Origin of the sequence: Haloechinothrix sp. LS1_15, assembly GCF_033042135.1 — a bacterium.
In the GTDB taxonomy this organism is placed as follows: domain Bacteria; phylum Actinomycetota; class Actinomycetes; order Mycobacteriales; family Pseudonocardiaceae; genus Haloechinothrix.
On record NZ_WBXM01000002.1, the window covers coordinates 126,415 to 153,396 of the forward strand.

The window sequence follows — 26,982 nt, forward strand, 5'->3', positions numbered from 1 at the left end:
TCCGGCAAGGGCTGAATGGCCTTCGTTCCGTAGCAGGCGTTGATCGTCACGTTCAGCGCCCACCCCGGGCACCGGGGTGGCGCTCGTGGTCGAGTAGCCACCGCTTGACGGTCAGGCCCCACTGGAAGCCGCCGAGGGAGCCGCCGCTGCGGAGCACGCGGTGGCACGGTACGAACAGGGCAGCGGCATTGCGCGCACAGGCGGAGGCAGCGGCCCGCACGGCAGTCGGGCGGCCTGCGATCGCGGCCAGCTCGGTGTAGGTCACCGGCTGTCCAGGGGGGACATCACGCAGCACCGACCACACCTGCTCGCCGAAGGCGCCGGATCGCTGCCGCACCGGGATGCGCGCGGCGGCGTCCACCTCGCCTGCGTGATAGGCGTGCACCGCTTCGGTCACCGGCCCGAGCTCGGCGGCCGAGCGCAGCTGATCCGGCGCGAGGCCGGTGCCGATCCTTGCGACTAGCTCGTCCACACGCGACGTCCAGCCGGAGGCCAGTACGGCGCCGTCGTGCGCTACGATGGCAGTGAAAGGGCCGACAGGTGTGTCCATAGTGGCCCATTGTGCGGTGGTCGTGGTGCTTCCCGTTGTGGTCATGCTGCGCTCGCTTTCGTCGTGGTCCTGCCGGTGGCGGCGTGGGCGCGCCACAAGTGCATGCCCGCGTAGGACCGCCATGGCCGCCAGCGGCGCGCGTGCTCGGTGAGCGCGGTGGCGGTGGCTGACAGCCCGAGCGTGGTCGCGCCTGCGCGCAGCGCGCGATCGGTGACCGGCAATACGTCGGGTGCGCCGAGGGCGCGCAGCGTCACGTAGTCGGCGGTCCACCGCCCGATACCGGGAATCTCGCACAGCTGCGCACGCAGCGTGTCGGGGTCGCAGCCGACGTGGAGGTCGATACGGCCGGTGGCCAGCTGCTCGGCGGTGGTCAGGATCGCCTCGGTCCTGGCGCGCGGCCCGCGCAGTACCCCGGCGCCGCCTTCGGCGATCATCTCCGACGAGGGGAACAGTAGGTCGGGCTCGGTCGTGCCGACGTTGGCCGTGGCGTCCACGTTGTCAGCAGCGGCCGCCGCGCCGCCATCCCGGCCATCCCGGCCATCCCGGCCTGCCGCGTGCCACCGCAGCGGCGTGCCGAGCTCGCGTGCCAGCCGTCCGGCGGCCGTCCTGGCGGCGGCCACCGATATCTGCTGGCCGAGCAGGGCGCGGATCAGCAGCTCGGCAGGGTCGACCGTGCCGGGAACGCGGATACCGGGCGCCGCACCGACGGCGGCGGCGAGCACGCCGTCCGCGGCGAGCACAGCATCGATCGCGACCGGGTCGGCGTCGGCGTCGAGTAGCCTGCGTAGCCGGGTGACGGCGCTGGTGAGGTCGCGGACGTCGGTGAGCCGAAGCGCGCACCGGACGTGGTCGGTGGCGGGTTCGAGGTGGGCCGACCCCACCCCGTGAGGCAGGCGCAGCGTGCGGGCGTAGCTCGCCGGATCACCGGAGGCCGAGGTCGTTACCGCCTCGACCCCGGCAACGGCCCTGGCTGCCAGGTAGCCGAGCAGGCCATCGGCGTCGAAGGGGAGCCGTACCGGCAACCGCAGACGCAGCTGCACGCCGCCATGCGGGGTCTGACCGGGCTCCGGCGTCCTGCCGGTCTGCCCTGCCGCCCTCGCGGCGCGCAGCCGCGAGGGCGGCAGCCCGAACACCTCTCTGATGGTCTCGTTGAACTGCCGCACGCTGGAAAAGCCCGCGCCGAATGCGACATCGGCCATGGGCAGCGCCGAGTGCTGGATGAGGACCCTGGCCGCGTGCGCGCGGTGCGCCCTGGCCAGCGCCAACGGCCCGGCGCCGAGTTCGGTGGTCAGCACCCTGCCCAGCTGCCGCGAGGAGTAGCCGACCCGGCGCGCTAGCCCATCGACGCCTTCGCGGTCGACGACGCCGTCGGCGATCAGCCGCATCGCCCTTCCCACCAGGTCGGCGCGCAGGTCCCACTCGGGAGAGCCGGGTACGGCGTCCGGAAGGCACCGCCTGCAGGCCCGGTACCCGTCGCGCTGCGCGGCCGCCGCCGTCGGGTAGAAGCGCACGTTCGGCGGCCGGGGGGTCAGCGCGGGGCAGGAAGGGCGGCAGTAGATGCCGGTGGTGCGCACGGCTGTGACGAACTGCCCGTCGAAGCGGGAATCCCTGCCGGTCACCACGGCGTAGCATCGGTTGAAGTCGCGCCACAACCCCGCCTCGCCCGCTGACCAGGCTTCCTTCGTCGTCATGAGCTCGATCGTGCCACGAGGACACGACCGGTGCTGGCGGGAATCGGACAGCACCACCCCACGGGGAGTCCGGTGAGGCGCCGATTCGTGAACCACATCGCCCGGCAGCCGAGCATGCGCCCACCGAGGTCCGCTCCGCCAGGGAACGGACCCGTACACTGGATCCCCGTGACCTTGACCCTCGGTATCGTTGGCCTGCCCAACGTCGGAAAGTCGACCCTGTTCAACGCGCTGACCCGTAACGAGGCCGTGGCCGCGAACTATCCGTTCGCCACCATCGAGCCCAATGTCGGGGTGGTGCCGCTGCCGGATGCCCGGCTGGACACGCTGGCCGAGATGTTCGGCTCGGCGCGCACGGTTCCAGCGACGGTGTCGTTCGTCGATATCGCCGGACTGGTCAAGGGCGCCTCCGAGGGCGCGGGGCTGGGTAACCAGTTCCTGGCCAACATCCGCGAGGCGAACGCGATCTGCCAGGTCATCAGGGTGTTCGACGATCCGGATGTGGTGCACGTCGACGGCAATGTCGATCCGTCGAGCGATATCGACACCATCAATACCGAGCTGATCCTCGCCGACATCCAGACCCTGGACAAGGCGCTGCCCCGGCTGCAGAAGGAAGCAAGGACCACCAAGGAACGCCGTCCCGAGCTGGACAACGCCACCCGTGCCAGGGAGATCCTCGACGAGGGGCGCACGCTGTTCGCCGCGCAGGACGAGGTCGATCTCGGCGGACTGCGCGAGCTGTCGCTGCTGACCGCCAAGCCGTTCCTGTACGTGTTCAACGCCGACGAGGGGGTGTTGACCGACCCTGCGCGACGCGAGGCGCTCGTCAAGCTGGTGGCACCCGCCGACGCGGTGTTCCTCGACGCCAAGGTCGAAGCGGAGCTGTTGGAACTCGACGATCCCGAGGCCAGCAGGGAGCTGCTCGCCTCGGTCGGGCAGTCCGAGCCCGGCCTGTACTCACTGGCCAGGGCAGGTTTCCATACCCTCGGGCTGCAGACGTTCCTGACCGCGGGGCCGAAGGAAGCCCGAGCGTGGACGATCCGGCAGGGCGCGACCGCGCCGGAAGCCGCGGGTGCCATTCACACCGATTTCCAGCGCACCTTCATCAAGGCCGAGGTGATCTCGTTCGACGCCCTCGTCGAGGCCGGATCGATGGCCGCGGCGCGCGCAGCGGGCATGGCGCGGATCGAGGGCAAGGACTATGTCATGGCCGACGGCGACGTGGTCGAGTTCCGCCACGGCGCGGCCTCCGGAGGCAAGAAGTGAACGCTCCCGCTGCCACGGCCCGGATGTCGCGCTGTGGGTGATCGAGACGGTGACAGCCTCCGCCGGGAGGTGCCACCCAGGATCGTGGTCGGCGCAGCGCTGGTACGTGCCGGTGCGGTGCTCGCGGCGCGGCGGAGCCACCCTGCTGAGCTGGCCGGGTACTGGGAGCTTCCCGGCGGACGGGTGGAACTCGGCGAGTCCGAAACGGACGCGGTGCGCCGGGAGCTCGGTGAGGAGTTGGCGCTCGATGTCTCGGTCGGCGGCAGGCTCGGCTGGGATGTCGAGCTCGCCCCCGATACCGTGCTTCGCGTCTACCGAGCGAGCCTGGCCGATCCCGGCGCGGAGCCGGTCGCCCGCGAGCACGCCGCGTTGCGCTGGGTCGGCGCTGGCGAGCTGGACGAACTGTGCTGGCTGCCAGCCGACCGGGCGATCCTGCCGGAGTTGCGACGCGCGCTACGCGGGCGAGAGACGCCGGATGCCACCGGCATCCAGACGTGAACCAGGGTCGTACTCACCAGTCGGGTACAAAAATCGAGTATCACCAGTGCGGTAAACAGGTTTCACGGGCCGCTGCCGCGACTACTCTTGGAACATGTATGTCGCAGTGAGCACCTACACAGCACCGATCAACGAGATCGACTACGTACTGCCGGAGCATATCGAGTGGCTCGAGCGGCACTACGATTCGGGGGACTTCCTGGTCTCCGGCAGGCGAGAACCCCGGGTCGGCGGAGTGATCATCGCCAGACCGATGCTACGGGGCAAGCTGGACGCGATCCTGGCGACCGACCCGTTCTCGTACCGCCACCTGGCGCGGTACGACGTCTACGAGTTCGCGGCAACCAGGACCGCACCGGAGCTCAACTGGATCAACGAGACGGTCGCGGGCTGAGCCCGCCCGCGGTCGCGTGCCGGTGCCGTGACCCGGGGACGGGCGAGCTCAGCAGGGCCGATGTGTGCTGGTTCACAGGTGACGCTCGGGTAGCCTGAAAACGACCGCGCTCCCCATCGGCGTCGACCGAGGCCGGCTGGTAGGGCACTGCGGTCGGCTAGCCCTTCTCGCGATCTCAGGAGCCCATGCGTGTCCGTAGCAAGCGACATCACCAGCACGACGCGCACCGACCTGCGAAACGTCGCGCTCGTCGCGCACGTTGATCACGGCAAGACCACGCTCGTGGACGCGATGCTGCGGCAGTCCGGCGCCTTCGCCGAACGCGGGGAGCCGGTGGATCGCGTGATGGACTCGGGCGAGCTCGAGCGCGAGAAGGGCATCACAATCCTTGCCAAGAACGCTGCCGTCCGCCGCGAGGGCAGCGATGGCCCGGTCACCGTCAACGTGATCGACACCCCGGGCCACGCCGATTTCGGCGGCGAGGTCGAGCGCGGCCTGGCCATGGTCGACGGCGTCCTGCTGCTTGTCGACGCAGGCGAGGGGCCGCTGCCGCAGACCCGGTTCGTGTTGCGCAAGACGCTGGAAGCCGGCTTGCCGGTGGTGCTGGTGGTGAACAAGGTGGACCGGCCGGAGGCGCGGATCGCCGAAGTGGTGGAAGCCACCTACGACCTGCTGCTCGAACTGGCCGCCACGATCGACGGGATGGACGATGCCGCGCTGGAAGCGGTCGTCGGTATGCCCGTGGTCTACACCTGCGCGCGGGACGGGATCGCGAGCCTGACGGCGCCCTCCGACGGGCAACGTCCGGACGGCGACACCCTCGACCCGCTCTTCGACACGCTGCTGGAACGCGTCCCCGCGCCCGAGGTGGTGCCGGACGCGCCGCTGCAGGCGATGGTGACCAACCTGGACGCCTCGCCGTTCGTCGGCAGGATCGCGTTGACCCGGATCCACGCGGGCAGGTTACGCCGGGGACAGACCGTGGCCTGGCTGCGGGCCGACGGTTCGACCGAGCAGGTGCGTATCAGCGAGCTTTACCGGATGCAGGGCCTGGAGCGGGTATCCGCCACCGAGGCGGCAGCGGGCGATCTCGTCGCGATCGCGGGCATCAGCGAGATCACGATCGGCGACACCCTGGCCGATACCGCCAACCCGGAAGCGCTTCCCCGTATCTCGGTGGACGAGCCCGCCATCTCGATGACGATGGGAGTGAACACCTCACCCCGTGCCGGGTTGGGTGGCGGCGACAAGCTGACCGCCCGGCTGGTGAAGTCCCGGCTCGACCAGGAACTGATCGGCAACGTCAGCATGCGGGTACTGCCAGCCGACCGCCCGGACACCTGGGAGGTGCACGGGCGCGGTGAGCTGGCGCTCGCGGTGCTGGTCGAGCAGATGCGCAGGGAGGGCTTCGAGCTCACCGTCGGCAGGCCCGACGTGGTGACCCGCACCGTGAACGGGGCGCTGCACGAGCCGTACGAGCGGCTCAGCCTCGAGGTGCCCGAGGAGCATCTCGGCAGCATCACCCAGCTGCTCGCCGCGCGCAAAGGGCGCATGGAGAGCATGTCCGGGCACGGTACTGGGCGGATCGCGCTGGACTACCTCGTTCCGGCGCGTGGCTTGATCGGGTTCCGCACCGCCTTCCTCACCGAGACAAGGGGCGAGGGCATCGCCAACCAGTCCTTCGAGGGCTACTTCCCGTGGGCAGGCGAGATCCGCCCCCGGCACTCCGGCTCCCTTGTCGCCGATCGCGCGGGCACGGTGACCACGTACGCGCTGATGCAGCTCGCCGACCGCGGCACGTTCTTCGTGGAGCCGGGCAGCCCGGTCTACGAGGGCATGGTGGTCGGTGAGCACCAGCGCCCCGAGGACCTCGAGATCAACATCACCAAGGAACGCAAGCTCACCAACATGCGCTCCGCCACCTCCGAGGAGCTCGAGCGGCTGGCCCGGCCGAGGAAGCTGGCCCTGGAGGAGGCGCTGGAGCTGTGCGCCGACGACGAGTGCGTCGAGGTCGCACCCAACGCCATCCGGGTGCGGAAGGTCACCCTGGATACGAACCAGCGGAACAAGGAACGCTCCCGGGCGAGGAGCAGGGACGCCGCCGCGGGAGGGCAGTCCTAGCGAGACAGGAGGTGCGCAGGCGATGCGGCGTCGAAGCCGCCTGCTGCCTGCCAGACTGCTGGCGGGTCTGGCCGCCGTCTCGCTCGCGGTGACCGCCTGCACCGGCAACCCACCACCCCCGCAACCGACCGAACCGACCCCTACTGGCGCCGCGGAAGCCGAGCCCGACCCGGATCGGATCGTCGTCGGGGTCGACTCCATCGAGGGTGGGTACAACCCGCACAAGCTCGCCGACGCCTCGACGGCCACCGCGGCCCTTGCCCGGCTGCTGCTGCCCTCGGTGTTCCGCGAAGGGCCGGACGGCGAACCGGTGCTGGACGAGACCGTTATGGACGGGGCCGAGGTGATCGAGGAGGATCCGTTCACCGTCGAGTACCGCATCAGGCAGGACGCCGCATGGTCGGACGGGGCACCGATCCGGGCAGCGGACTTCCTCTACCTGGCCGAGGTCATGCGTGCCGAGCCGGGCACGATCGACCCTGCCGGGTACCGGCTCATCGACGACATCGCCTCGCGGGACGGCGGGAAGCGGGTGGAGGTGCGGTTCCGCGAACCGTACCCCGGGTGGCGCTCGCTGTTCGTCAACCTGTTGCCCGGTCACCTGTTGAAGGACTCCCCAGGCGGCTGGCCGGATGCACTGGCGGACAGCTTCCCCGCCTACGGCGGGCCGTTCGCCATCGAACACCGCGACACCGCCCGAGGGGAGCTGGTGCTCGAACGCAACGAGCGGTACTGGGACGAGCCAGCTGAGGTGGATCGGATCGTGCTGCGCGAGGCGAGCCCGCAGGAGCTGGCCTCGTCACTGCGGGCAGGCAGTGGGCAGCTGGCGTTGACGGCCTCGCCGGGCGGCAGACGGGCGCTGCAGCGTCTCGGCGATGAGGTCGAGCTGCACACCGTCGCTCGCCCGGAGATCGCCGAGGTGCAGCTACGGGCCGCGAGTCCGCTGTTGGCCGACGAGCACCTGCGCGAGGCTGTGGTGGCACTGCTCGACAGGGAGGCGCTGCTCGACGCCGGGGCAGGGGCGGGCGAGTGGGTCAGTGCCGACGCGCAGGTGCTGCCACCCTCGGCGCGGGAGTACACGGCGACGATGCCGGAACGGTTCCACGCAGCCGATGCCGACCGGGCGGAGCGCGCGTTCGGCGCCGCCGGGTACCGGCAGGTGGACGGGCGTTGGCAACGCGCGGGCGGTCAGCCGCTCGAGCTGGTGATCGGTGTGCCCGGTGAGCGCGAGCCGTACGGCCGGGTCGCCGAGGAGCTCGCCGGTCAGCTGGAGCGGCACGGCGTCAGCGTGGAGATCGAGCCGGTGGCGCCGCGCGAGCTGGTCGCCATCGACGCCGACGCCCCTGCGGGTGGCCCCGGTACCGGCGTGCCGGAGGCCGGGCGGGACGGCATGCCGGACATCGCGGTGGCAGGTAGGGCCGTGGGGCACGATCCGGCCGCCACCCTGGCCTCCCGCATGGCGTGCCTGGCGGAACCCTCGGGACGGACCGGAGGTTCCGAGGACGGCGGCTCCGGTGAGGCCGGGGACAGTGAGGGTGACCCCGTCGGGCCGGTGGCGCAGCCCAGGCTGTGCACCGCGGAGGTGCGTTCGGCGGTGACCGAGGTGCTGACGGGGGAGGCCGAGCTGGCCGAGGTGCTGGATCGGGTCGAGCCCGAGCTGTGGCGGCGCCACACCCGGATTCCGTTGTTCCAACGCGCGGACACGCTGGCGGTCACCGGTGAGATCACCGGCGTGGAGGTGGGCGAGTCGATGGCGGGCGCGTTCGGATCGGCCGCCGAGTGGCGGTCGCGACGGTAACGCAGTAGGCGGCCACGGGGAATGATCTCGCTCACCCCGGTGGCACACATGAGACAGTGGCACAGAGTAGCCAGACCGCGGGTCGTTACGTTGCCTAACGGCCCCGCCGAACGTATTAACCCGTTCGGCGGATGGGGTGGCGTGAAGTGCATATCCGCAGGTGATCGCACTCCTCGCTCAATCGCGAGATCGTGGTGAAAGAGGTCACCCTTTGGTCACGATCTCTCGCGAACTGGTGACTCGGCGTGTTCCGCTTCCTAGTGTTCATCGGCGAGCTCGCCATACCGACAATGTGTGGTGCGTCATACGCTTCGGCCACACTCACCGGAGCGACGAGGGCCGCGCATGCCTAGCTGGCCCAGTGCGAGGAGGACACAGGACGTGATGAGAAGACCACGATTCGCTACCGCGACAGCGCTTGTCGCGAGCGGCGCGCTCGTGCTGAGTGCGTGCGCCGACAACGGAGAGGACGAAGCCGCGGACAACGGCGACGTCGGGGGCACGATCACCCTTGCGTGGCCCCAGCCGTACGACAGCTTCAACAACACAACCGCCGGGGCGAACTCGTTCGCCAACGGCATCGTCAACGAGTGGGTGACCACCGGCTTCTGGAACTACGCCGGGGAGGACGGCGAGGTCACGCCGAACGAGACCTTCGGTAGCTACGAGCAGGTCTCCGAGGAACCGCTGGCCGTGGAGTACTCGATCCACGAGGATGCCGTGTGGTCCGACGGTGAGCCCATCGACTGTGCAGACGCCATGCTGTGGTGGGCCGTGCAGAGCGGCCAGGTCGGCGACTTCTCCCAGGTCAGCACCATGGGAATCGAGGACACCGTCGAACCGGAGTGCGAGCCGGGCGACAAGGACTTCACCCTCGAGTACGAACAGCCCTTCGCCGACTGGCACAACAACGGACCCGGGCAGGGCAACAACGCGATGATGCCCGCGCACGTGGTCGCCGAGCAGGGCGGCCTGTCCACCGAAGAGCTCATCGAGGCGATCCGCGAGGGCGACGACGACGCCCTGACCGAAGCTGCCGAGTTCTTCAACGAGGGCTGGCTCATCGACGGGGCGCTGCCGGAGGAGGAGATCATCCCGTCCTCCGGGCCGTACAAGCTGGATTCCTACGCCGAGGGGCAGCACGTCACGCTCACCTACAACGAGAACTACTGGGGTGAGCCCCCGAACACCGGGACCATCGTGATCCGCGAGATCCCGGAGGAGCAGCAGGTCCAGGCGCTGGAGAACCGGGAAGTCGACATCATCAACCCGCAGCCGACCGTGGACATGGCCAACCAGATCGAGGCCGCCGAGGCCGCGGGCATCGAGTCGACCGTCGACGACCAGTACTCCTACGAGCACCTGGACTTCAACTTCGACAGCGGCCCGTTCGCGGACAGCCTGGAGCTGCGTGAAGCGTTCGCGCTGTGCGTGCCGCGGCAAACCATCGTGGAGAACCTGATCCAGCCGGTGCAGCCGGATGCCGAGGTCAAGGACGTCCGCAACATCGCGCCCTGGGACCCCGGCTTCGACGAGGCCATCGACCGGTCCTCGGAGTTCATCGAGGAGTACGGCGAGCAGGACATCGAGCGGGCACGCCAGATCCTCGAGGAAGAGGATGCGGTCGGCACCGAGGTCCGGCTGGAGACGCTGGACAACGAGCGTCGCAACAACGCGGGCACGCTGATCGTGCAGAACTGCGAGGAAGCCGGCTTCGACATGGAGTTCGTCTCCACCGGTGACTTCTTCGACACCGATGGCGGCTTGAGCCAGGGCACCTTCGACGTGGCCATGTTCGCCTGGATCGGCTCCTCGGTGCTGTCCAACTGGAACTCCACCTACGAGACCCCGGACGAGTGCACCGCGGAGGCCAAGGGCAACAACAACGGTTGTTACTCCGACCCGGCGATGGATCAGATGCTGGACGACATCCTGCGGGAGACCGACCGCGACGAGGCGCTGTCGATCGCGGCGGACATCGAGCGTCACCTGTGGGAGGACCTGGTCACCATCCCGCTGTACCAGCACCCGAACATCGCCGCCTGGCAGCCGGACATCGAGAACCTCGTGATGAACCCGACCCAGACCGGCCTGGTGTGGAACATGCCGGAGTGGAGCAGAGGGTGACGTGGAGTGACCGGTCGGGCTCGGCAGGTGAGCCGAGCCCGACCCCCTCCGCGTGACGAGGCTGGGTTCCGCACGAGCAGCCCAGGACTGGGAAAGTAGCCGCGTGCGGACCGGAGCTCGGAGCACAACAGCGGCGGGGCCGGTGAGATCGACCATCCGGTCCCGCCGCACCGTGCGCGCGATCCCATCCCCCTAACCTCTGCGACCCTGAGGAGACCTCAGCGCCATGCTTGCCTTCATCGCGCGGCGCCTGGTCGTGTCAGTCCTGGTGTTCCTCGCCGCCACCGTCGTCGTGTTCCTCATGGCGGTCAACGTCGGGGATCCGCTGGCCGAAGCCAGGCAGCTGCCGAGCGGTCCGGCCCAAGAGTCCGCGATCGCCGAGATCACCGAGCGGATGAACCTCGACGAACCCGTCTACATCCGCTACTTCCTCTGGCTGGGAGGGGTGCTTACCGGCGACCTCGGTGTCACCGCGACCGGCCACAGCGTCAACGCCATGCTGGAGAACGCCGTGGGCGCCACCCTGCAGCTGGTGCTCGGCGCCACGGTGCTGTCCATCGTGATCGGTATCAGCATCGGCGTCATCTCCGCGCTGCGCCAGTACAGCGGGCTGGACCTGTCGGTGACCTTCGCCGCGTTCCTGTTCTACTCGTTGCCGGTGTTCTGGGTGGGCACGCTGCTGAAACAGTTCGTGGCCATCGATCTGAACAACTGGCTCGCCGATCCCACGCTGGCGCTCTGGGTGATCGGTCTGGTCGCGTTGTTCGTGGCGCTGTTCTGCGCCTCGCTGGTCGTCGGTGACCGCCGCACCAGGCTGACCACGTTCGCGGTCGGCTTCCTCGGAATGGTCGCCCTGCTGTGGGCGCTGTCGGAAACGGGTTGGTTCGCCGACCCCGGACTGGGTGTGTTCGTGATCGCCGTGACCGCGATCGCGGGCGCGGTCGGCTTCACCACGCTGTTCAGCGGGCTGGACTGGAACAGCCCGGTGATGCGGGCTGCGATGACGGCCGCGGTGGCGGGGATCGTTTGCGCGCTGGTACTCGATCCGGTGCTGGCCGATCCCAACCTCGCGACCATCGGCCTGCTCGCGCTGATCACCGCGGCGGTGTGCTTCGCCTTCGGCTGGGTGATCGGCGGTGAGCTCTACCGTCGCTCGGCCATCCAGGCGGCGATGTGGACGGGCCTGTTCACCGGAGCGTTGATCTTCGTCGACAGGATGCTGCAGTCCTTCGCCTCCTACAGCGAGATGAAGGGCGGGCGCCCAGTGTCCACCATCGGGGCGGGAACACCCAACTTCGAGGGCACGTTCTGGCAGTCCGGGCTTGACTCGGTCGGTCACCTCGCGCTGCCCACGCTGGCGCTGATGCTGATCTCGTTGGCTACCTACACCCGCTACACCAGGGCGAGCATGCTGGAGGTGATGAACCAGGACTACGTGCGCACCGCGCGCGCCAAGGGGCTGCCCGAGCGTGCGGTGGTCACCAGGCACTCGCTGCGCAACGGCCTGATCCCGATCACCACGCTGACCGCCTACGACATCGGTACCGTCATGGGCGGTGCGGTGGTCACCGAGACGGTGTTCGGCTGGCGAGCCATGGGCCGGATGCTGCTGGACGGCATCCAGAACGGCGATCCCGGGCCGATCATGGCGTTCTTCCTGGTCGCGGGCGGGGCGATCGTGGTGTTCAACATGATCGCCGATATCACCTACGGCTTCCTCGACCCGCGGATCCGGCAGGCCTAAGGGAGGGTGCAGCGATGAGCGATGTAGATACCACGCGAACCCGGGCCCAGGCCGCCACCGACGCGGCGCAGGGCATGGGCGTGGAAGCGCGCAGCCAGGCGCAGCTGGTGCTGCGCCGGTTCCTCCGGCACAAGGGCGCGGTCGCCGGGCTGATCGGCCTGGGCGCCATCGTGGTGCTGGCGATGAGCTCGATCGGTTTCGGACCGATCCCCGGCTGGTGGCCTAAGGATTTCGCCACCACCGGCACCTTGGTGAACGAGGGGCGGCCCACGCTGAGCGTGTGGCCGAGCTTCCTCGGTGGCCCCGGCTTCCAGATCGGCGAGCACCCGTTCGGCCAGGACAACGTCGGCCGCGACTACTTCGCGCTCACCATGCGCGGTGCCCAGGTGTCGCTGATCATTGCGTTCATCGTGGGGATCGTGGCCACCTTCGTCGGTACCGTGATCGGCGCGGTCGCCGGGTACTTCCGCGGCAAGGCCGAGGCGTCGCTGATGCGGCTGACCGACGTGGTCATCACCATCCCCACGCTGCTGTTCGCCGGGCTGGTAGCGGTGATGTGGGGGCAGCAGGGGATCGTGGTGCTCGGGCTGGTGCTCGGGCTGGTCACCTGGACACCGACCGCGCGGTTGATCCGGGGCGAGGTGCTGTCGATCCGGGAGAAGGAGTTCGTGACCGCGGCCCGATCGTTCGGGGCCTCGTCGGTACGGATCATCACCAAGCACGTCCTGCCGAACACGGTAGGCATCATCATCGTCTCGGTGACCCTGGCGATCGCCACGGCGATCATCCTGGAGTCCGCGCTGTCCTTCCTCGGTCTCGGGGTGCAACCACCGGACACCTCGCTCGGCCGGATCATCAGCGACTACCAGAACGCGCTGACCGTGCGACCGTGGCTGTTCTACTGGCCGGGGCTGTTCATCATCGGCATCGTGCTGTCGGTGAACTTCATCGGCGACGGCCTGCGGGACGCCTTCGACCCACGACAGAACCGGGTGCGTGACTGACGGAATGGCGGACACAATGTCGACGAATTCGGACCCCTTCGGCGGCAGCGGGATCGGGGGCACTGGTGACACCAGTACCGGGGTGCATACGGGCATGACCCTCGCCGACCTGGATCCTCCGCTCGACGACGAGATCCTCCGGGTGGAGAACCTGACCGTGGAGTTCCCCACCGACGACGGGGTCGTCAAGGCCGTGCGCGGGGTGGACTACACCGTGCGCTCGGGTGAGGTGCTGGGCATCGTCGGTGAATCCGGCTCTGGCAAGTCGGTGTCGTCGATGGCGATCATGGGGTTGCTGCCCCGCAACGCCCGGGTGCGCGGCCGCATCGTCTACCGAGGCAAGGACCTGCTGGCCATGCGGGAGAAGGAGCGGCGAGGGCTGCGGGGCGAGAAGATTGCCATGATCTTTCAGGACCCGATGACCTCGCTCAACCCGGTGCAGACCATCGGGGATCAGCTGGCCGAGGCGGTGCTCTCGCACCATCTGGTCCCCCGCAAGCGGGCGTTCGCGCGGGCGCGGGAGATGCTCGACCTGGTGGGTATCCCCCGGGCGGCAGAGCGGCTACGCAGCTACCCGCACGAGTTCTCCGGCGGGATGCGCCAGCGCGTGATGATCGCCATGGCGATCATCAACGACCCCGACGTGATCATCGCCGACGAGCCGACCACCGCGCTGGACGTGACGGTGCAGGCGCAGATCCTGGAGAAGCTGCTCGAGGTCAAGGACGCGGTCAACGCCGCGATCGTGATGATCACCCACGACCTGGGGGTGATCGCGGGGATGGCGCATCGCGTGCTGGTGATGTACGCGGGCAGGCCGGTCGAGCTCGGCGACGTGGACGTGGTGTTCAACCAACCCCGCATGCCCTACATGGCCGGGCTGCTCGGCTCGCTGCCCTCGCTGGATGCCACCAGGCACGAGCGTCTGCGGCCCATCGAGGGCACCCCGCCGTCGCTGATCAACGTGCCGCCAGGGTGCCCGTTCTCGCCCCGGTGCCCGATCGCCGATGACAGCGCCTGCCTGACCGTGGAGCCGGATCCGGCGCCGACCGACCGGAACGACCACGTCGCCGCCTGCCACCACTGGGGCAAGCTCGCTCAGGCCGACGACCCGACGGCATTCTTCCGGCAGGAAAGCGAGAGGGCACGATGAGCGTGATGGCCGAAGACGCGCGAAACGAGGTGTCGCGCGGCTACCGCGACGCCCTGCTCGAGGTGAACGACCTCGAGGTGACTTTCCCCGTGCGCGGCGGCAGTGGTTTGTTCCGCCGCAAGGTGGGGGACGTGCATGCTGTCAGCGGGGTCTCGTTCGACATCGCGCAGGGTGAGACGCTGGGCATGGTGGGCGAGTCCGGCTGCGGGAAGTCCACAACCGGGCGGGCGCTGCTGCAGCTGATCAGGCCCAGCTCCGGTTCGGTGCGCTTCGAGGGTGTCGAGCTGACCACGATGCGACCGCGACAGCTGCAGGCGGTTCGGCGCGACCTGCAGATCGTGTTCCAGGACCCGTTCGCTTCGCTGAACCCGAAGATGCCGGTCAACGACATCATCGGCGAGCCGTTGCGGGTGCACCGGCAGTGGCGACCCGGTGGCCCCGAGCGGGTGGCCGAGCTGCTCGAACTGGTGGGGTTGAGCCCCGAGCACGGCAACCGGTACCCGCACGAGTTCTCCGGCGGTCAGCGGCAGCGCATCGGGATCGCCAGGGCGCTGGCGCTGCGCCCGAGGATGCTGGTGCTCGACGAGCCGGTCTCCGCGCTGGACGTGTCGGTGCAGGCCGGGGTGGTCAACCTGCTGGAGGACCTGCAGCGGGAGTTCGGGCTGGCGTACCTGTTCATCGCGCACGACCTATCGGTGGTGCGGCACATCTCGCACCGGGTCGCGGTGATGTACCTGGGCAAGATGGTCGAGACCGGCACGCGGGAGCAGATCTACCAGCGCCCGTCCCACCCGTACACCAAGGCGCTGCTGTCGGCCGCCCCCGCTGCGAATCCGGACAGCGAGCGGAGCAGGGAGCGGATCATCCTCGGTGGCGACGTGCCGAGCCCGATCGACCCGCCGAGCGGCTGCCGGTTCCGCACCCGCTGCTGGAAGGCGGCCGAGATCTGTGCCACCGAGGAGCCCGCCCTCGTCGACCGCGGTGAAGGCCACCCGGTCGCCTGCCACTTCCCGGAGTAACCCAAGCCGTGTCGGGTCCGCAGGCACCCCGTGTCGAGAGCCCGGGCATGTCGAGGTGCTGAACACGGGGTGTTGTAGCGGTAGACATGGTGTGCCGGCGCGCCAGACATGGGGTGCCGGAACGCGTGGCACGGCGGAGGAGCCATTACAGTGGCTGCGTGGACGACAGGTTGCTGCTGGTACACGCGCATCCGGACGACGAGTCGTTGACCACGGGCGGGACCATCGCGCGCTACGCTGCGGCCGGGGTGGAGGTCACGTTGGTGACGTGCACGCTGGGCGAGGAAGGGGAGATCATCCCACCCGAGCTCGGGCAGCTCGGGGCGGACGCCGCCGATCAGCTCGGCGGTTACCGCGCGGGTGAGCTCCAACGGGCGTGTGCCGCTCTCGGGGTGCACCGGCATTACTACCTCGGTGGGATCGGCCGGTGGCGGGATTCGGGCATGGCGGGCTCCGCGTCCGCACGGCACCCTCGCGCCCTGGTGGCTGGCGCCATCGCTGAGCAGGTCGAGCAGCTGCGCGCCGTGCTGGACGAGGTGCGCCCCCAGGTGGTCGTCACCTACGACGCCGACGGCGGCTACGGGCATCCCGACCACATCAGAGCGCACGAGATCACGATGGCGGCCACAGCTGACGCGGATCCGGTGCGGCGCGTGCTGTACACAGTGGTCCCCCGTACCCCGGCCGGACACGCGCTGGCTGCATTGCGCGAGTACGACGGGTTGCCGTTCACCGTGCCGGACCTCGACGAGCTACCGGTCGTGGCCGACGAGCGGGCGCACGTGGCGGTGGACGTGGCAGGCCACACCGACGCCAGGCTGCGCGCGTTGCAGGCACACCGCACACAGGTCAGCGTCTGGCGCGACCAGGCGGGTAACGGCGCGTGTTTCGCGCTGTCCAACGGGATGGCGTTGCCGAACGCGGATACCGAGTACTTCGAGCTCGCCCGTGATGTGAGCGAGGACGGCACGGGCCCGCGGGCGGGCGGCGCCGTCCTCGCTCAGCATCCGGAGGTGGCAACGGACCTGTTCGGTGGGATCCGATGAGCTCATCCGGCACACGCGAATGGCTGCTGCTGGCCGTGCTCGTCGTCGATGCCGTGCTGCTCGCGGTGCTGCAGCTGTTCTTCCTGCCGATGCGGTTGGACGGTAGGGTGCTGCCCGCCGCAGGCGACCTGCCAGTCCCTGTGGTCGTGGTGCTGGCGATGGTGACGACGCCGCTGCTGGTGGCCCAGGCCGCGCGCTGCGCGGCCGCACTGGGGCGTACACCGCTACTCGCGGGGCTCCCGCTGCTGGCGTGGCTGGTGGCCTTGCTGCTCCTCGCGGTCGGAGGGCCGGGTGGCGATCAGGTGTTCCTGCCCGACTGGCGCACCGCCGTGCTGCTGGCTGGTGGTGCGCTGCCCGGCGCGTTCGCCTTGGGACGCGCCTTGGGGTCGGGAAAGGCTGGCGCGCGCCGGGACGGCAGCCGGGCCGCTCCTACCGCGTCTACCGGGCCAAGCTCGGCCGCCACACCAGGTGCGCAGGCGCAGCGTGCCGGAGCGGGGGAGTGACCGGCGATGGCGACAAGAGTGACCGACCGGCAGGTCGTCGCGGTGCTACGACCGTTCGTGCGGGCCACCGGGCCGGTGCTCGACGTGCTCCGCGAAGCCGATCCGCTCAGCCTGCGTGCCAGGGCCGCGGCAGCGGCCGAGCGGGGCGATGTCCCTGACGAGCTGGGGCACTTGCCACCGGCGGTGCGCAGGTGGCTGCTCCGGCGGTTGGGATCCTGGCGCGTTCCCGGCACGCCCGCGTGGCGCCGGATGTCCCCTGCCCAGCGTGAGCGGTGGTGGATCAACCGTGTCGGCCGGTTCACCGCGCTGCTCGCCTCGCTGCCCGGGCTCGGTGGGGCGCTGGCACGGCGGTTTCCGGTGCAGAGCGCGCTGAGCGCGGCCTCGCAAGGGGTGCTGCTGTGTGCTATCGCCGGTGAGTACGGCATGACCGGCCACGCCGAGCGGGTGCGGATGATCGCCTGGGTGCTGTTCGGCAGGGACATCGATGGCGACCTGGCTGCCGGGAAGGACCCGTCCCACGATCAGGTCAGTGAAGATGCCGAGACGGCGGATCTGGGCAGGGAGCTCGGCGGCGCCGGGCAGTCGCGGCGTGGGCTCGGCTTGACGGCGGTGGCGCGGACGCTGTGGCGGCTCGGTCGTTCGCTGCAGGCGATCGGAGACGAGCTGGACGCCCGCCCCCGCGGGCGGTTCTGGCAGCGGTGGCTTGGCGCCATCCCGGTAGTCGGGGTCGTTGGCAATTACCTCGGCGAGCGCTCGGCGCTCAAGCGGGTGGCCCGCGCCGCGCGCGCCTACCGGCTCGCACAACAGCGCCCCCACCAGTGACGGCGGTGCCGGTTTCCGGCGCGGGGGTGCGAGCCGAAGGACTCCTTCGGTACATATACGGCACCCGAGGAGTCCTTCGGCTCGAAACCGAGCCGGCCTCACCGGTGCGGTACGGGTCAGCGCCAGAACATGAACGCCGAGAAGCCCGCTCGTGCCACGTCCACGTCCCCGCCGAGCAGGCCGTACACGGTGTCCGACAGCGTCCAGAAGGCGGTTCCCACCCCGGGGACCCCGATGATCAGCGCGAACAGTGCCAGTGGTGCCCAGGGACGCGCCTTGGCGCCGAGCTCGCGGGCGCGCGGTGACAGGTACGGTTCCAGAGCGCCGTAGCCGTCGAGACCGGGCACCGGGAGCATGTTCAGCACGAACGCCAGCACTTGCACCATCGCCAGATACGACAACCCGATCTGCAGCCCGACCGGCATGCTGACGGCGGTGATCAGCACGATCAGCGCCATTCCCACGGCCAGGTTGGCCAGCGGCCCAGCCAGCGATACCGCCGCGGCGACAGCGCGGGTGCGCAGCGCGCCCCTGTTGATCCACACAGCCCCGCCCGGTAGCGGGATCCCACCGATGGCCAGCAACAGCAGCGGTAGTGCCAGCGACAACATCGGATCGGTGTAGCGGCGGATGTCCAGCGTGAGGTAGCCCTTGGTGGCCACCGACGCGTCGCCACCCCGGTAGGCCACGAAAGCGTGACCGAACTCGTGCAGGGTGAGCGAGACCGCCCACCCGCCGAGCACGAGCGCTACGACCCCGATCGTGCCGAGGACGGTGCGGCTGTCGAAGTCGATGATCGTGGCGTCACCGACACGCTGCGCTGCGAAGGGAGCGTCGAACGCGAGCAGCGTGGCACCGAGCAGGGTGACGCCGAGCAGGCCGAGGAAGACCGGGCTGGGACGGGTGGCGGATCGGCGCATCTCCCCGAGTTTCCCGGTCGATGGCGTCGCTGCCGACGCCGGGTCAGGTTGCTGATCAGTGCACGCGGGCCGAGGATGAGGTCGGAAGAGGGACCGGGCACGCCAGTGCCGCAGGTGCTCTCGGGTATGTCGGCGTGTCGACTTGCGCCCAGGTCACTTTTTTATCCCCCAACCATGGGACTCCGCTTGACCGAATAGCATCACAGCGGTGTAATCACATTGATGTCATTCGCTGCAGCCCAGGTGGGTTGTATCGATCCGGCTCCGGGACACGCTCGACGTGGCCTCCCCGGTGCCGGGAGAGAACCGGCGTTGGAGTGAGAGGGGTCCTGCGCCGGTCCGGTGAGTGCCGGAGCCTCTCCGGCCGTACCGGGAAGCGAGTGATGTCCGCCAACTTCAACGCGTGGAAGCAAGGAGGCGGACGTGCGAAACGCGGACGTGAGCCACCAGTCGGGGGCGGGAATGCGCTGGACAGAGAACTCCGATCGGGAGGTCGACGTTCTCGCAGACCTGTTTGGCCTCGAGCAGGAGCAGGACTGGCAGGAACGCGCGCTGTGCGCGCAGACGGACCCGGAGGCGTTCTTCCCGGAAAAGGGAGGGTCGACGCGGGAGGCCAAACGCATCTGCCAGGGATGCGAGGTCCGTGCGGAGTGCCTGGAGTACGCGCTCGCCCATGACGAACGTTTCGGTATCTGGGGCGGGCTTTCCGAGCGGGAGCGGCGCAAGCTCAGGAAGCGGGCGGTCTAGACTCGGACCGACCTGCTTCTTGTCCCGCGAGCTCGGAGGCGTGGCCGCATGCACACCGCACCGGTTCTCGCGGTCCTGGTGTGCCACAACGGACAGCGCTGGTTGCCACGAGCGCTGGCGGCGCTACGGGAAAGCACGGTCCGGCCCAGCCGGATAGTCGCCGTCGATACGGGGTCGGCCGACGACACGGCGCGGCTACTGGCCGACGCCGCGAGCGGGGAGAACCCGATCATCAACGATCGGGTTACGCTGCCAGCCGACACCGGGTTCGCCGCCGCCGTGGCGGCCGGGGTCGATCACGCGAGCGAGGTGGCCGAGCCGGACGGGGATTCGGTCGAGTGGATCTGGGTGCTGCACGACGACTGCGCCGTCGATCCGCACTGCCTCGCGGCGCTGCTCAATGCCGCCGACGCGTCCCCATCGGCTGGCATATTGGGGCCGATCGCGCTGGACTGGGACGAACCACGGCTGGTCGTGGAGGCGGGTCTGACCACGGACGCCGCCGGGCACCGACGGGCCGATGCCGGGCTGAGCTCGATGCCCGTGTCCGGCGGCGAGCGGGGACAGGCGATCACCGCCGAACAGAGCTCCGAAGTGCTGGCCACGCCGAGCGCGGCAGCGCTGGTGCGCCGGAAGCTGTGGGACGATCTCGGCGGTTTCGACACCGACCTCCCGCTGCTGCGGGAGGATCTCGATCTCGGTTGGCGCGCCAACCGGGCGGGTTGGACCGTGCTGTGTGTCCCGACGGGCAGGGTGCACCACGCGCGCGCGGTGACGACGGGGCAGCGCGAACCGGCGGCGCTCGACGCCGCCGGTTACGCCGGATCCGCCGTGGCGGATCGGGTCCACGGTGTCCGTACCTACCTGGTCAACTGCTCGCGTATCGCGTTCCTGCTCGGCGTGCCGAGGTTGGCCGTACTCGCGGTGGTCCGGTCGGTGGTCTTCCTGCTGCTGGCGAAACCGCGCCGCGCGAGGGCGGAGCTGGCCGCGGGCGCCGTCCCGTTCCGGCTGGCCACGTTGCGCGCGGCTCGCCGTGTCCGCGCCTGCGCCGATACCGGGCGCCGCGTACCGAGCGTGCGAGGTCTGTTCGCCGGTCGGTGGCAGCGGGTGCGTGGTGCCGCGCGGGGCGCGGTGACGGCTATGGTGCGTCGCAAGGTGGCCGGTGACCTGGCCAGGAACCAGGCGGCCGAGCCCGAGGCAATGCGAAGGGTGACCGCGCTGGGAACGCTGGCGGCCACGCCGTCACGGTCCGAGTGGGTGCCGCCGGACCAGCCGATGTCGGCGGCACGACCGCTCACGGTACGCGGGCCGGATGGCGGGCGCTCGCGGGAGCTGCTGGCGGTGCCGGTGCCTGCGAGCCCGGCGGACGCCGACACCGGGGTCGCCGATGGCAGCGAGACAGCCACGGGCGGCGGCGAGCGCACCGCCGTCGCGACCGGTGAGGGCGCGGCGCCCGCACGCGAGGGACAGGCCGCCGACGCCACGGCGAGGCCGAGCCCCGGACGTGGTGCGGACCGGCCCGAACTGGTCTTCGTCGAGGTCCGGCGGGCGCGGGTGCTGGCCGCGACGCTGCTGGCGCCGCCCGTGCTGCTGGTACTCGCCCTCACCGCGCTGGCGGTGGTGTTGCACTTCGACCGGCTGGCAGGCGAGTTGGTGGGTGGCCGGCTGCTGCCCGTGGGCGACCTGGGCGAGGTGTGGTCGGCCTATCTCGCGTCATGGCATCCCGCGGGGGGCGGTACGTCGGCGCACGCACCCCCGGCGCTGGCGGTGCTCGGCATCCTGGGGGCGCCGCTGTACCCGGTCGGCGGTCCGTCGCTCGTGGTGACGGCGGTGCTGCTGCTGTCGGCCCCGCTGGCCGGGTTGAGCGCCTACCTGGCCACCAGGAGACTGCCTGTGGCCCGGTGGGTGCGGGCGGCGCTCGCGGTGGGCTACGCTCTGCTGCCTCCGGCACTGGCGGCCGTTGAGCAGGGACGTGTCGGGGTGGTGGTGGCACACCTGCTGCTCCCTCCGGTGGTCGCGGGGATCGCCACGGTGCTGCGGCCGAGCCTGGCAGGCGACCCGGCCGCGACCCGGTGGCTGCCGAGGTCGGTGACGGTGGCTGTGGGGCTCGCGGTGCTCGGTGCGTTCGCGCCGCTGACTCACCTGGCAGTGCTGGTGGGACTGCTGGTCGGCTTCGTGGTTGTGCCGTCGTCAGCTCGGATGGCGCGGCGGATCAGCTCGATGGCGGTGGTGGCGCTGCTGCCGATCGCGCTACTGCTGCCCTGGCCGGTCACCCTGATCACCGATCCCGAGCTCATCGTGCACGGCATCGGCGCCGGGGTACCGGAGGTGCCGGCACACGCCGGGCTGCTGCTGTCTCTGCACCCCGGCGGCCCCGGCGCCCTGCCGGTCGGGGGGTTCCTGCTGGCGGCTGCCCTCGTGGCGCTGGTGTTGCGGCCGACGCTACGGGCGGCGGCCGGGCTCGGCGCGCTCATGCTCGGCGGTGCGGGGCTCGCACTGCTGCAGGCGGTGCCCGTGCCGCCTGCCGAGGGAGGCCAGGCGCGGCACGCCTGGGCGGGCGAGCCGCTGCTGATGATCGCGATCGGGTTGCTGCTGATTCTGCTCACGGCCGCATGGCGGGTGCCGCGGAGGGGGCAGGCGAGTGCCGACCAGGGGCAGGCCGTAGACGATCCGCGACCGCGCCATGGGCCGCTGTCGCGGGGCCTTGCCGTGGGCACCGCGGTGGGGTTGCTGGCCGTATTCGTGCTCGGCGCCGTGATCCCGGCCGGTGAGGGGCCGCTGCGCCCGGCCGAGACGGCGCGGCTGGCGCCATCGGTGGCAGCGGAGCTGGCGGATAGCGGTGAGTCGGTGCTGGTGCTGCGCGCCGACGGCGATCCACCGCGGCAGGCGGCCGGGGGGATGCCTGCGTTCGGTGACGGCGACCTCCCGCTGCCCGAGGGCACCCCTGAGCGGCTGCTCGACTGGCAGCGGGCACTGATCGGCGGGCCCGAGCGGCCACGCGGCACCGAGCAGGAGGTTCGGGACGCGATGACCGCCGCGCGCGCGGCCGGGGTGCTCATGATCGTGCTGCCGCACGGCGTGCCTGCCGATGGCCTGCTCGCGGCGGGGGGAGATCTGGTGACCTCGGCCGCGCCCACCGCCGATGGCAGGCACGTGGTCCGCCTCACCCCGGTGGGTGGGCAGGTGACCCTCATCGCCCCCGAACTGAGCAGGCGTGCCGTCGACGGGCAGCCGCCACCGGCTGAGGTCGCCGGCGACGGGGTCGCGGTGGTCGATGCCCGGCTCCCCGACGTGCGGGCGCGCGTCTCGGACGGCGCGGCGGGACGGCTGCTGGTGCTGGCGGCGACCTACGATGCCGGGTGGCGGGCCGCGATCGACGGCGAGCAGGCGCCGATCGTGCAGGCATGGGGGCATCAGGTCGCTGTCGAGGTCCCCACCCGCGAGGCCGAGGTGGTGGTGGAGCATCCCGGCACGACCCGGACGCTGTTGCTGCTCGCGCAACTCGGCGCGGTGCTGTTCAGTGTGCTCACCGCGATTCCGCCGCGCCCGGGCCGTGCAGGTCACGCAGGTAACCCTGCTCGCGCGGGCAGCGGGCCGCGCAAGCACCGGGCGGCATAACACCCCGACGCGTGACCAAGCCCCCTGACGCTCAGTGGCCCTCGATGATGTCGGGGTCGAGCCCGAGGTACACCGCGATCTGCTCCACCAGCACCTGGTGCAGGAACTCGACGAGGGTGTCGTGCTCCGGCGCTCGCATCTCGATGGGGCGGCGGTAGAGCACGATGCGGGCGCGGGTGGGAAGCCCCGCCTGGTCGACGCCCGCGGGGACGAGCCGGGAAAGCGGGACGGACCCGTCGTGCAACACGCCCTCGCCGTCGCTCGCGGGCGCAGTCTTGCGCACGTCCGGGACGTCGTCGACGGCTACGTCCAGGTTGACGAGCTCGGCGTGCCATCTGGCCTCGATCGGTTCGAGCGCCTCGACGACCGCGGCGTCGAAGCGTTCCGATTTGCTCGACGAGGCGGGCAGCGTGGCAGGCAACAGGGGTCCGCGCAGGCCACGCCCTCGCCGGTCCCTGCGGAGCCTGCGGTGCGAACGAGAGCTGCGAGTGGATCCCACGGTGTGAAGGGTACGCGGGCCGTGGCTGCTGTGTCGTCCCTGCCAGCCCTGCCAGCCCTGCCAGCCCGCACCGGCCCGTGCCGAGCATGATCGACAGAGTGGGGAACCCTGCGGGCCCGGCGTGCCATCGCGACACCGCCCGGCCGAAGGGCTACAGTCCGGAACTGTGCCAAGCGTACGCGTATGTTCCCGCACCGGCTGCTTGCAGGCCGCCGTCGCGACGCTGACGTATGCCTACAGCGACTCCACGGCCGTCGTCGGCCCGCTGGCGATCGCGTCCGAGCCCCATTCGTACGATCTGTGTGAGCATCACGCGATGCGGTTGACCGTCCCCAAGGGGTGGGAGGTCGTGCGCCACGAGGGTGAGTTCGGGTCCACCGAGCCGTCCGGTGACGAGCTGACCGCGCTCGCTGAGGCGGTCCGTGAGGCGGGCAGGCCGCACGGTGTGACCGCCGAGGAGGAGTCCGGGCACCAGCACCCGGCTGCCCGGCGCGGTCACCTGCGGGTGCTGCCCGACCCGGTGGACCGGTGACGTCGGTGCTCGCCGGGACGGTCGATGACCGGGCGACCGATGGACAGCCCGGCTCGCCGCACGAGTAAGCTCTCGGGCACCGCCCGCGGCGCGATAGGTGCCGCGCTCCCTGCGTGGTGGGTGCGGCGTTCGAAGAACGGCACAGGAGAAGGCGTGAGGGATCTTTCGGGGATCGTCAAGGCCTACGATATCCGCGGCATTGTTGGTGAGCAGCTCGATGCGGAGCTCGCCGCGCAGTTCGGCGGGGCCTTCGCCAGGTTGGTCGTGGCCGAGGCGGCCTCGGCTGTGGTGATCGGGCACGACATGCGCCAGTCCTCGCCCGGCCTCGCGGAAGCGTTCGCCGAGGGGGTCACGGCGCAGGGCATCGACGTGATCCGGATCGGACTGGCCAGCACCGACCAGCTGTACTTCGCCTCGGGGATGCTGAACGTGCCTGGGGCGATGTTCACGGCGAGTCACAACCCCGCCGAGTACAACGGGATCAAGCTGTGTCGCGCTGGTGCGGCGCCGGTGGGTCAAGAGTCGGGGCTCGCCGAGATCCGCGAGGTCGTAGAGCAGGGTGTACCGGAGTTCGCGGGCGCCAACGGCACCGTCACCGACCGCGACGTCCTCGACGATTACGCGGCGCACCTTCGCAAGCTCGTCGACCTGTCCGGTTCGCGCCCGCTGAAGCTGGTGGTGGACGCGGGCAACGGCATGGCGGGACACACCGTTCCGACGGTGTTCGACGGCTTGCCAATCGAGATCGTGCCGCTGTATTTCGAGCTCGACGGGACCTTCCCGAACCACGAGGCGAACCCGCTCGACCCGGCGAACCTGGTCGATGTGCAGCGGATGGTGCGGGAGGTGAACGCCGACGCGGGTATCGCCTTCGACGGCGACGCCGACCGGTGTTTCGTGGTCGACGAGCGCGGCGAGCCGGTGTCGCCGAGCACGATCACGGCGTTGGTGGCCGTGCGTGAGCTCAGCAGGGAGCCGGGCGGCACCGTCATCCACAACCTGATCACTTCCCGTGCCGTTCCCGAGATCGTGGCCGAGCACGGTGGGGTGCCGGTACGCAGCAGGGTCGGACACTCGTTCATCAAGGCCACCATGGCCGAAACGGATGCGATCTTCGGCGGGGAGCATTCGGCGCACTACTACTTCAGAGATTTCTGGCGGGCCGATACCGGTATGCTCGCGGCCATGCACGTGCTTGCCGCCCTCGGCGAGCAGGAGCGGCCGCTGTCCGAGCTGGCTTCCCGCTACGAGCGCTACGTCGCCTCCGGCGAAATCAACTCTACTGTGGATGATCAGGTCGCTCGGCTGCGCGCGGTGAAGGAAGCTTTCTCCAGCCGTAACGGCACGCGTGTCGACGAGCTCGACGGGTTGACCGTGGAGCTTCCCGGTGGGGCGTGGTTCAACCTGCGTGCCTCCAACACCGAACCGTTGCTGCGGCTGAACGTGGAGGCCGCCGACGAGGATACGGTGCGGTCGCTGACCGACGAGGTGCTGACGATCATCCGCGCGTGACCCGTACCGCGGACGGTGTCGGATCGCGCCGTTCCGTGGTATGGAGGAAGCAGTAGGGAGGAAGCATGGCCTTCACTGTTGACAAGCAGCTGCTGGAGATCCTGGCCTGCCCGGCGCGGGATCACGGCCCGCTGGTGAAGGGAACGACGAGCGATCCGGGTGCGGACGTGCTCACCTGTACCGAGTGTGGCCGCCAGTACCCGATCCGTGACGGCATCCCCGTGCTCTTGCTCGACGAGTCCCACCGTGGCGGTGACGGTGGCGACACCGAAGCACAGGAGGACGAGCCCGATGACCCGGACGTCACGCGTACCCATGGTGCTTGATGACACCCTGCTGGACGATCCAGCCCGGCTCGCCGACGCCGATACCGCCGGGGTGTTGCGTGCCGCGGCAATGGCCGGTGCGCAGGTTCGTGCGAGCCACGAGCAGGCGGCCGAGCTTGACCTCGCAGGCAGGCTCGGCGGTCATCAACCAAGGGCGTTGATCCTGCTCACCAGGACCGGCACGGGTGCGGCCGTCGCCCGGATGCTCGTCGCGTCGCTGACCCCCCGCTGCCAGCTTCCCGTCGTGCTCGCCGACACGGTCCCGGAATGGGCCGGACCGCTGGACGTGGTGTACGGGCATACGCACGACCCTGGCGATCAGGAGCTGGCGGAATCGTTGGCGCGGGCGTGCCGGCACGGGGCAGGCGTGGTGATCTCCGCGCCCGCCGACGGTCCGGTCGCCGCGGCGGTCGCGGGCAGGGGGAAGGTGTTGGCGCCCCGGTCCGAGTTGCGCTCCCGCCGGGATGTCACGCACGCGCTTGCTTGTGGCCTGCAGGTCATCTCGGCCATGGGGCTGCGCGAGGTCGATCCGGTCGCGCTGGCCGACGAGCTCGACGCCGAGGCCGCGCGGAACCAGCTGGGACACGAGTCGTTCGTCAACCCGGCCAAGTCGCTGGCACTGCGGCTCGGTGACCGGATCCCGCTGCTGTGGGGGCTCGACCCGCTGGCAACGGCCGTGGCCGGTTACGCGGCCGAGGCACTGGCCACCGACGCCGCGATGGTGTGCGACGTCGCCGACTACCGGCACGCGGTCACGCGCACCGCGCTGCACCGTGCCGCGGTGTCGCTGTCGGAGTCGCATGACATCTTCGCCGACCCGTACGAGTCCGGCGCGGCCACCACCGGCCCCGAATTGCGGGTGATACTGCTCGCGGTGCGGGACGGGCCCGAGGTGGCGGCTACCAGAAGGATGGCCGAGGACACGCTCGGTGCCGCGGACATCATCGACGCGGCCGAGGAGGTCACTGCGGAGGAACCGGTCCGTGCCGCGGTACTTGCCCTGCGGTTCGAGCTCGCCGCGATCTATCTGGGGCTGGCCACCGGCACGATCGGGGGAGCGGGCCAGTTCGCTCCGGCGTAGCTCGGCCG

General features: G+C 70.2%; 23 protein-coding genes. 19 read left to right on the forward strand and 4 right to left on the reverse strand.

Annotated features, from left to right (window positions below; translation table 11 throughout):
- Positions 1-52: 52 nt before the first annotated feature.
- Both F8178_RS03495 and F8178_RS03500 read right to left on the reverse strand, forming a co-directional pair.
- Positions 53-550, reverse strand: a complete 498-nt coding sequence (locus tag F8178_RS03495) for a methylated-DNA--[protein]-cysteine S-methyltransferase (protein WP_317493159.1) — start codon at positions 548-550, stop codon at positions 53-55.
- Positions 551-591: 41 nt separating this feature from the next.
- On the reverse strand, positions 592-2,241 hold the full coding sequence (locus F8178_RS03500; RefSeq protein WP_317493160.1) for an AlkA N-terminal domain-containing protein: 1,650 nt from the start codon (positions 2,239-2,241) through the stop codon (positions 592-594).
- A 168-nt stretch (positions 2,242-2,409) separates the two neighbouring features.
- On the opposite strand from F8178_RS03500, the gene ychF reads away from it, so the two are divergent.
- From ychF to F8178_RS03565, 13 genes are all read left to right on the forward strand, one after another.
- On the forward strand, positions 2,410-3,510 hold the full coding sequence (ychF, locus tag F8178_RS03505; protein ID WP_317493161.1) for a redox-regulated ATPase YchF: 1,101 nt from the start codon (positions 2,410-2,412) through the stop codon (positions 3,508-3,510).
- A gap of 33 nt (positions 3,511-3,543) precedes the next feature.
- Positions 3,544-4,008 carry an NUDIX domain-containing protein gene (locus F8178_RS03510; RefSeq protein ID WP_317493162.1) on the forward strand — a complete coding sequence of 155 codons (465 nt, stop codon included), beginning with the start codon at positions 3,544-3,546 and terminating at the stop codon, positions 4,006-4,008.
- Positions 4,009-4,102: 94 nt separating this feature from the next.
- On the forward strand, positions 4,103-4,402 hold the full coding sequence (locus tag F8178_RS03515) for a YciI family protein (RefSeq protein ID WP_317493163.1): 300 nt from the start codon (positions 4,103-4,105) through the stop codon (positions 4,400-4,402).
- Between the two features lie 189 nt (positions 4,403-4,591).
- On the forward strand, positions 4,592-6,523 hold the full coding sequence (gene typA / locus F8178_RS03520) for a translational GTPase TypA (protein ID WP_317493164.1): 1,932 nt from the start codon (positions 4,592-4,594) through the stop codon (positions 6,521-6,523).
- A 22-nt stretch (positions 6,524-6,545) separates the two neighbouring features.
- Positions 6,546-8,321: an ABC transporter family substrate-binding protein gene (locus F8178_RS03525; RefSeq protein WP_317493165.1), complete on the forward strand. Its 1,776-nt coding sequence runs from the start codon at positions 6,546-6,548 to the stop codon at positions 8,319-8,321.
- Between the two features lie 384 nt (positions 8,322-8,705).
- A complete protein-coding gene (locus F8178_RS03530) occupies positions 8,706-10,448 on the forward strand; it encodes an ABC transporter family substrate-binding protein (protein ID WP_317493166.1) in 1,743 nt (580 codons plus the stop codon).
- 226 nt (positions 10,449-10,674) lie between these two features.
- A complete protein-coding gene (locus tag F8178_RS03535; protein ID WP_317493167.1) occupies positions 10,675-12,192 on the forward strand; it encodes an ABC transporter permease in 1,518 nt (505 codons plus the stop codon).
- A gap of 14 nt (positions 12,193-12,206) precedes the next feature.
- Entirely contained in the window at positions 12,207-13,196 is a 990-nt protein-coding gene (locus F8178_RS03540; RefSeq protein WP_317493168.1) for an ABC transporter permease, read from the forward strand.
- 94 nt (positions 13,197-13,290) lie between these two features.
- Positions 13,291-14,349: an ABC transporter ATP-binding protein gene (locus tag F8178_RS03545; protein WP_317493487.1), complete on the forward strand. Its 1,059-nt coding sequence runs from the start codon at positions 13,291-13,293 to the stop codon at positions 14,347-14,349.
- Positions 14,350-14,354: 5 nt separating this feature from the next.
- Positions 14,355-15,368 (forward strand): oligopeptide/dipeptide ABC transporter ATP-binding protein, encoded by a 1,014-nt coding sequence (locus tag F8178_RS03550; RefSeq protein WP_317493169.1) that lies wholly within the window; start codon positions 14,355-14,357, stop codon positions 15,366-15,368.
- A 158-nt stretch (positions 15,369-15,526) separates the two neighbouring features.
- Positions 15,527-16,414, forward strand: coding sequence for an N-acetyl-1-D-myo-inositol-2-amino-2-deoxy-alpha-D-glucopyranoside deacetylase (gene mshB / locus F8178_RS03555; RefSeq protein ID WP_317493170.1), 888 nt, complete (start codon positions 15,527-15,529; stop codon positions 16,412-16,414).
- Positions 16,411-16,917: a hypothetical protein gene (locus tag F8178_RS03560; RefSeq protein WP_317493171.1), complete on the forward strand. Its 507-nt coding sequence runs from the start codon at positions 16,411-16,413 to the stop codon at positions 16,915-16,917. Before mshB ends, F8178_RS03560 begins: the two co-directional genes overlap by 4 nt.
- A gap of 6 nt (positions 16,918-16,923) precedes the next feature.
- Positions 16,924-17,739 carry a hypothetical protein gene (locus tag F8178_RS03565; RefSeq protein ID WP_317493172.1) on the forward strand — a complete coding sequence of 272 codons (816 nt, stop codon included), beginning with the start codon at positions 16,924-16,926 and terminating at the stop codon, positions 17,737-17,739.
- A 116-nt stretch (positions 17,740-17,855) separates the two neighbouring features.
- Here F8178_RS03565 and F8178_RS03570 read toward each other — a convergent pair whose 3' ends face one another.
- Positions 17,856-18,659: a site-2 protease family protein gene (locus F8178_RS03570; protein WP_317493173.1), complete on the reverse strand. Its 804-nt coding sequence runs from the start codon at positions 18,657-18,659 to the stop codon at positions 17,856-17,858.
- 462 nt (positions 18,660-19,121) lie between these two features.
- On the opposite strand from F8178_RS03570, the gene F8178_RS03575 reads away from it, so the two are divergent.
- Positions 19,122-19,406 (forward strand): WhiB family transcriptional regulator, encoded by a 285-nt coding sequence (locus F8178_RS03575; protein ID WP_317493488.1) that lies wholly within the window; start codon positions 19,122-19,124, stop codon positions 19,404-19,406.
- Between the two features lie 48 nt (positions 19,407-19,454).
- Complete coding sequence (locus F8178_RS03580; RefSeq protein ID WP_317493174.1) at positions 19,455-23,024, forward strand: glycosyltransferase family 2 protein; 3,570 nt, start codon at positions 19,455-19,457, stop codon at positions 23,022-23,024.
- Positions 23,025-23,055: 31 nt separating this feature from the next.
- Here the strand turns inward: F8178_RS03580 and F8178_RS03585 are convergent, their stop codons facing one another.
- Positions 23,056-23,523 (reverse strand): metallopeptidase family protein, encoded by a 468-nt coding sequence (locus F8178_RS03585; RefSeq protein ID WP_317493175.1) that lies wholly within the window; start codon positions 23,521-23,523, stop codon positions 23,056-23,058.
- Between the two features lie 166 nt (positions 23,524-23,689).
- On the opposite strand from F8178_RS03585, the gene F8178_RS03590 reads away from it, so the two are divergent.
- The 4 genes from F8178_RS03590 (at position 23,690) to F8178_RS03605 (ending at position 26,974) form a co-directional block, all read left to right on the forward strand.
- On the forward strand, positions 23,690-24,055 hold the full coding sequence (locus F8178_RS03590) for a DUF3499 domain-containing protein (protein ID WP_317493176.1): 366 nt from the start codon (positions 23,690-23,692) through the stop codon (positions 24,053-24,055).
- A 153-nt stretch (positions 24,056-24,208) separates the two neighbouring features.
- Positions 24,209-25,567, forward strand: coding sequence for a phosphomannomutase/phosphoglucomutase (locus F8178_RS03595; RefSeq protein WP_317493177.1), 1,359 nt, complete (start codon positions 24,209-24,211; stop codon positions 25,565-25,567).
- A 65-nt stretch (positions 25,568-25,632) separates the two neighbouring features.
- Positions 25,633-25,893: a Trm112 family protein gene (locus F8178_RS03600; RefSeq protein ID WP_317493178.1), complete on the forward strand. Its 261-nt coding sequence runs from the start codon at positions 25,633-25,635 to the stop codon at positions 25,891-25,893.
- Positions 25,859-26,974: an SIS domain-containing protein gene (locus F8178_RS03605; RefSeq protein ID WP_317493179.1), complete on the forward strand. Its 1,116-nt coding sequence runs from the start codon at positions 25,859-25,861 to the stop codon at positions 26,972-26,974. Before F8178_RS03600 ends, F8178_RS03605 begins: the two co-directional genes overlap by 35 nt.
- Positions 26,975-26,982: the final 8 nt, after the last annotated feature.

Bases quoted from the DNA above. Each gene is read 5' to 3' on its own strand.
- F8178_RS03495 (WP_317493159.1), bottom strand. From the start codon at position 550: ATGGACACACCTGTCGGCCCTTTCACTGCCATCGTAGCGCACGACGGC.
- F8178_RS03500 (WP_317493160.1), bottom strand. From the start codon at position 2,241: ATGACGACGAAGGAAGCCTGGTCAGCGGGCGAGGCGGGGTTGTGGCGC.
- F8178_RS03515 (WP_317493163.1), top strand. From the start codon at position 4,103: ATGTATGTCGCAGTGAGCACCTACACAGCACCGATCAACGAGATCGAC.
- F8178_RS03525 (WP_317493165.1), top strand. From the start codon at position 6,546: ATGCGGCGTCGAAGCCGCCTGCTGCCTGCCAGACTGCTGGCGGGTCTG.
- F8178_RS03530 (WP_317493166.1), top strand. From the start codon at position 8,706: ATGAGAAGACCACGATTCGCTACCGCGACAGCGCTTGTCGCGAGCGGC.
- F8178_RS03535 (WP_317493167.1), top strand. From the start codon at position 10,675: ATGCTTGCCTTCATCGCGCGGCGCCTGGTCGTGTCAGTCCTGGTGTTC.
- F8178_RS03540 (WP_317493168.1), top strand. From the start codon at position 12,207: ATGAGCGATGTAGATACCACGCGAACCCGGGCCCAGGCCGCCACCGAC.
- F8178_RS03545 (WP_317493487.1), top strand. From the start codon at position 13,291: ATGACCCTCGCCGACCTGGATCCTCCGCTCGACGACGAGATCCTCCGG.
- F8178_RS03550 (WP_317493169.1), top strand. From the start codon at position 14,355: ATGGCCGAAGACGCGCGAAACGAGGTGTCGCGCGGCTACCGCGACGCC.
- F8178_RS03560 (WP_317493171.1), top strand. From the start codon at position 16,411: ATGAGCTCATCCGGCACACGCGAATGGCTGCTGCTGGCCGTGCTCGTC.
- F8178_RS03565 (WP_317493172.1), top strand. From the start codon at position 16,924: ATGGCGACAAGAGTGACCGACCGGCAGGTCGTCGCGGTGCTACGACCG.
- F8178_RS03570 (WP_317493173.1), bottom strand. From the start codon at position 18,659: ATGCGCCGATCCGCCACCCGTCCCAGCCCGGTCTTCCTCGGCCTGCTC.
- F8178_RS03575 (WP_317493488.1), top strand. From the start codon at position 19,122: ATGCGCTGGACAGAGAACTCCGATCGGGAGGTCGACGTTCTCGCAGAC.
- F8178_RS03580 (WP_317493174.1), top strand. From the start codon at position 19,455: ATGCACACCGCACCGGTTCTCGCGGTCCTGGTGTGCCACAACGGACAG.
- F8178_RS03600 (WP_317493178.1), top strand. From the start codon at position 25,633: ATGGCCTTCACTGTTGACAAGCAGCTGCTGGAGATCCTGGCCTGCCCG.
- F8178_RS03605 (WP_317493179.1), top strand. From the start codon at position 25,859: ATGACCCGGACGTCACGCGTACCCATGGTGCTTGATGACACCCTGCTG.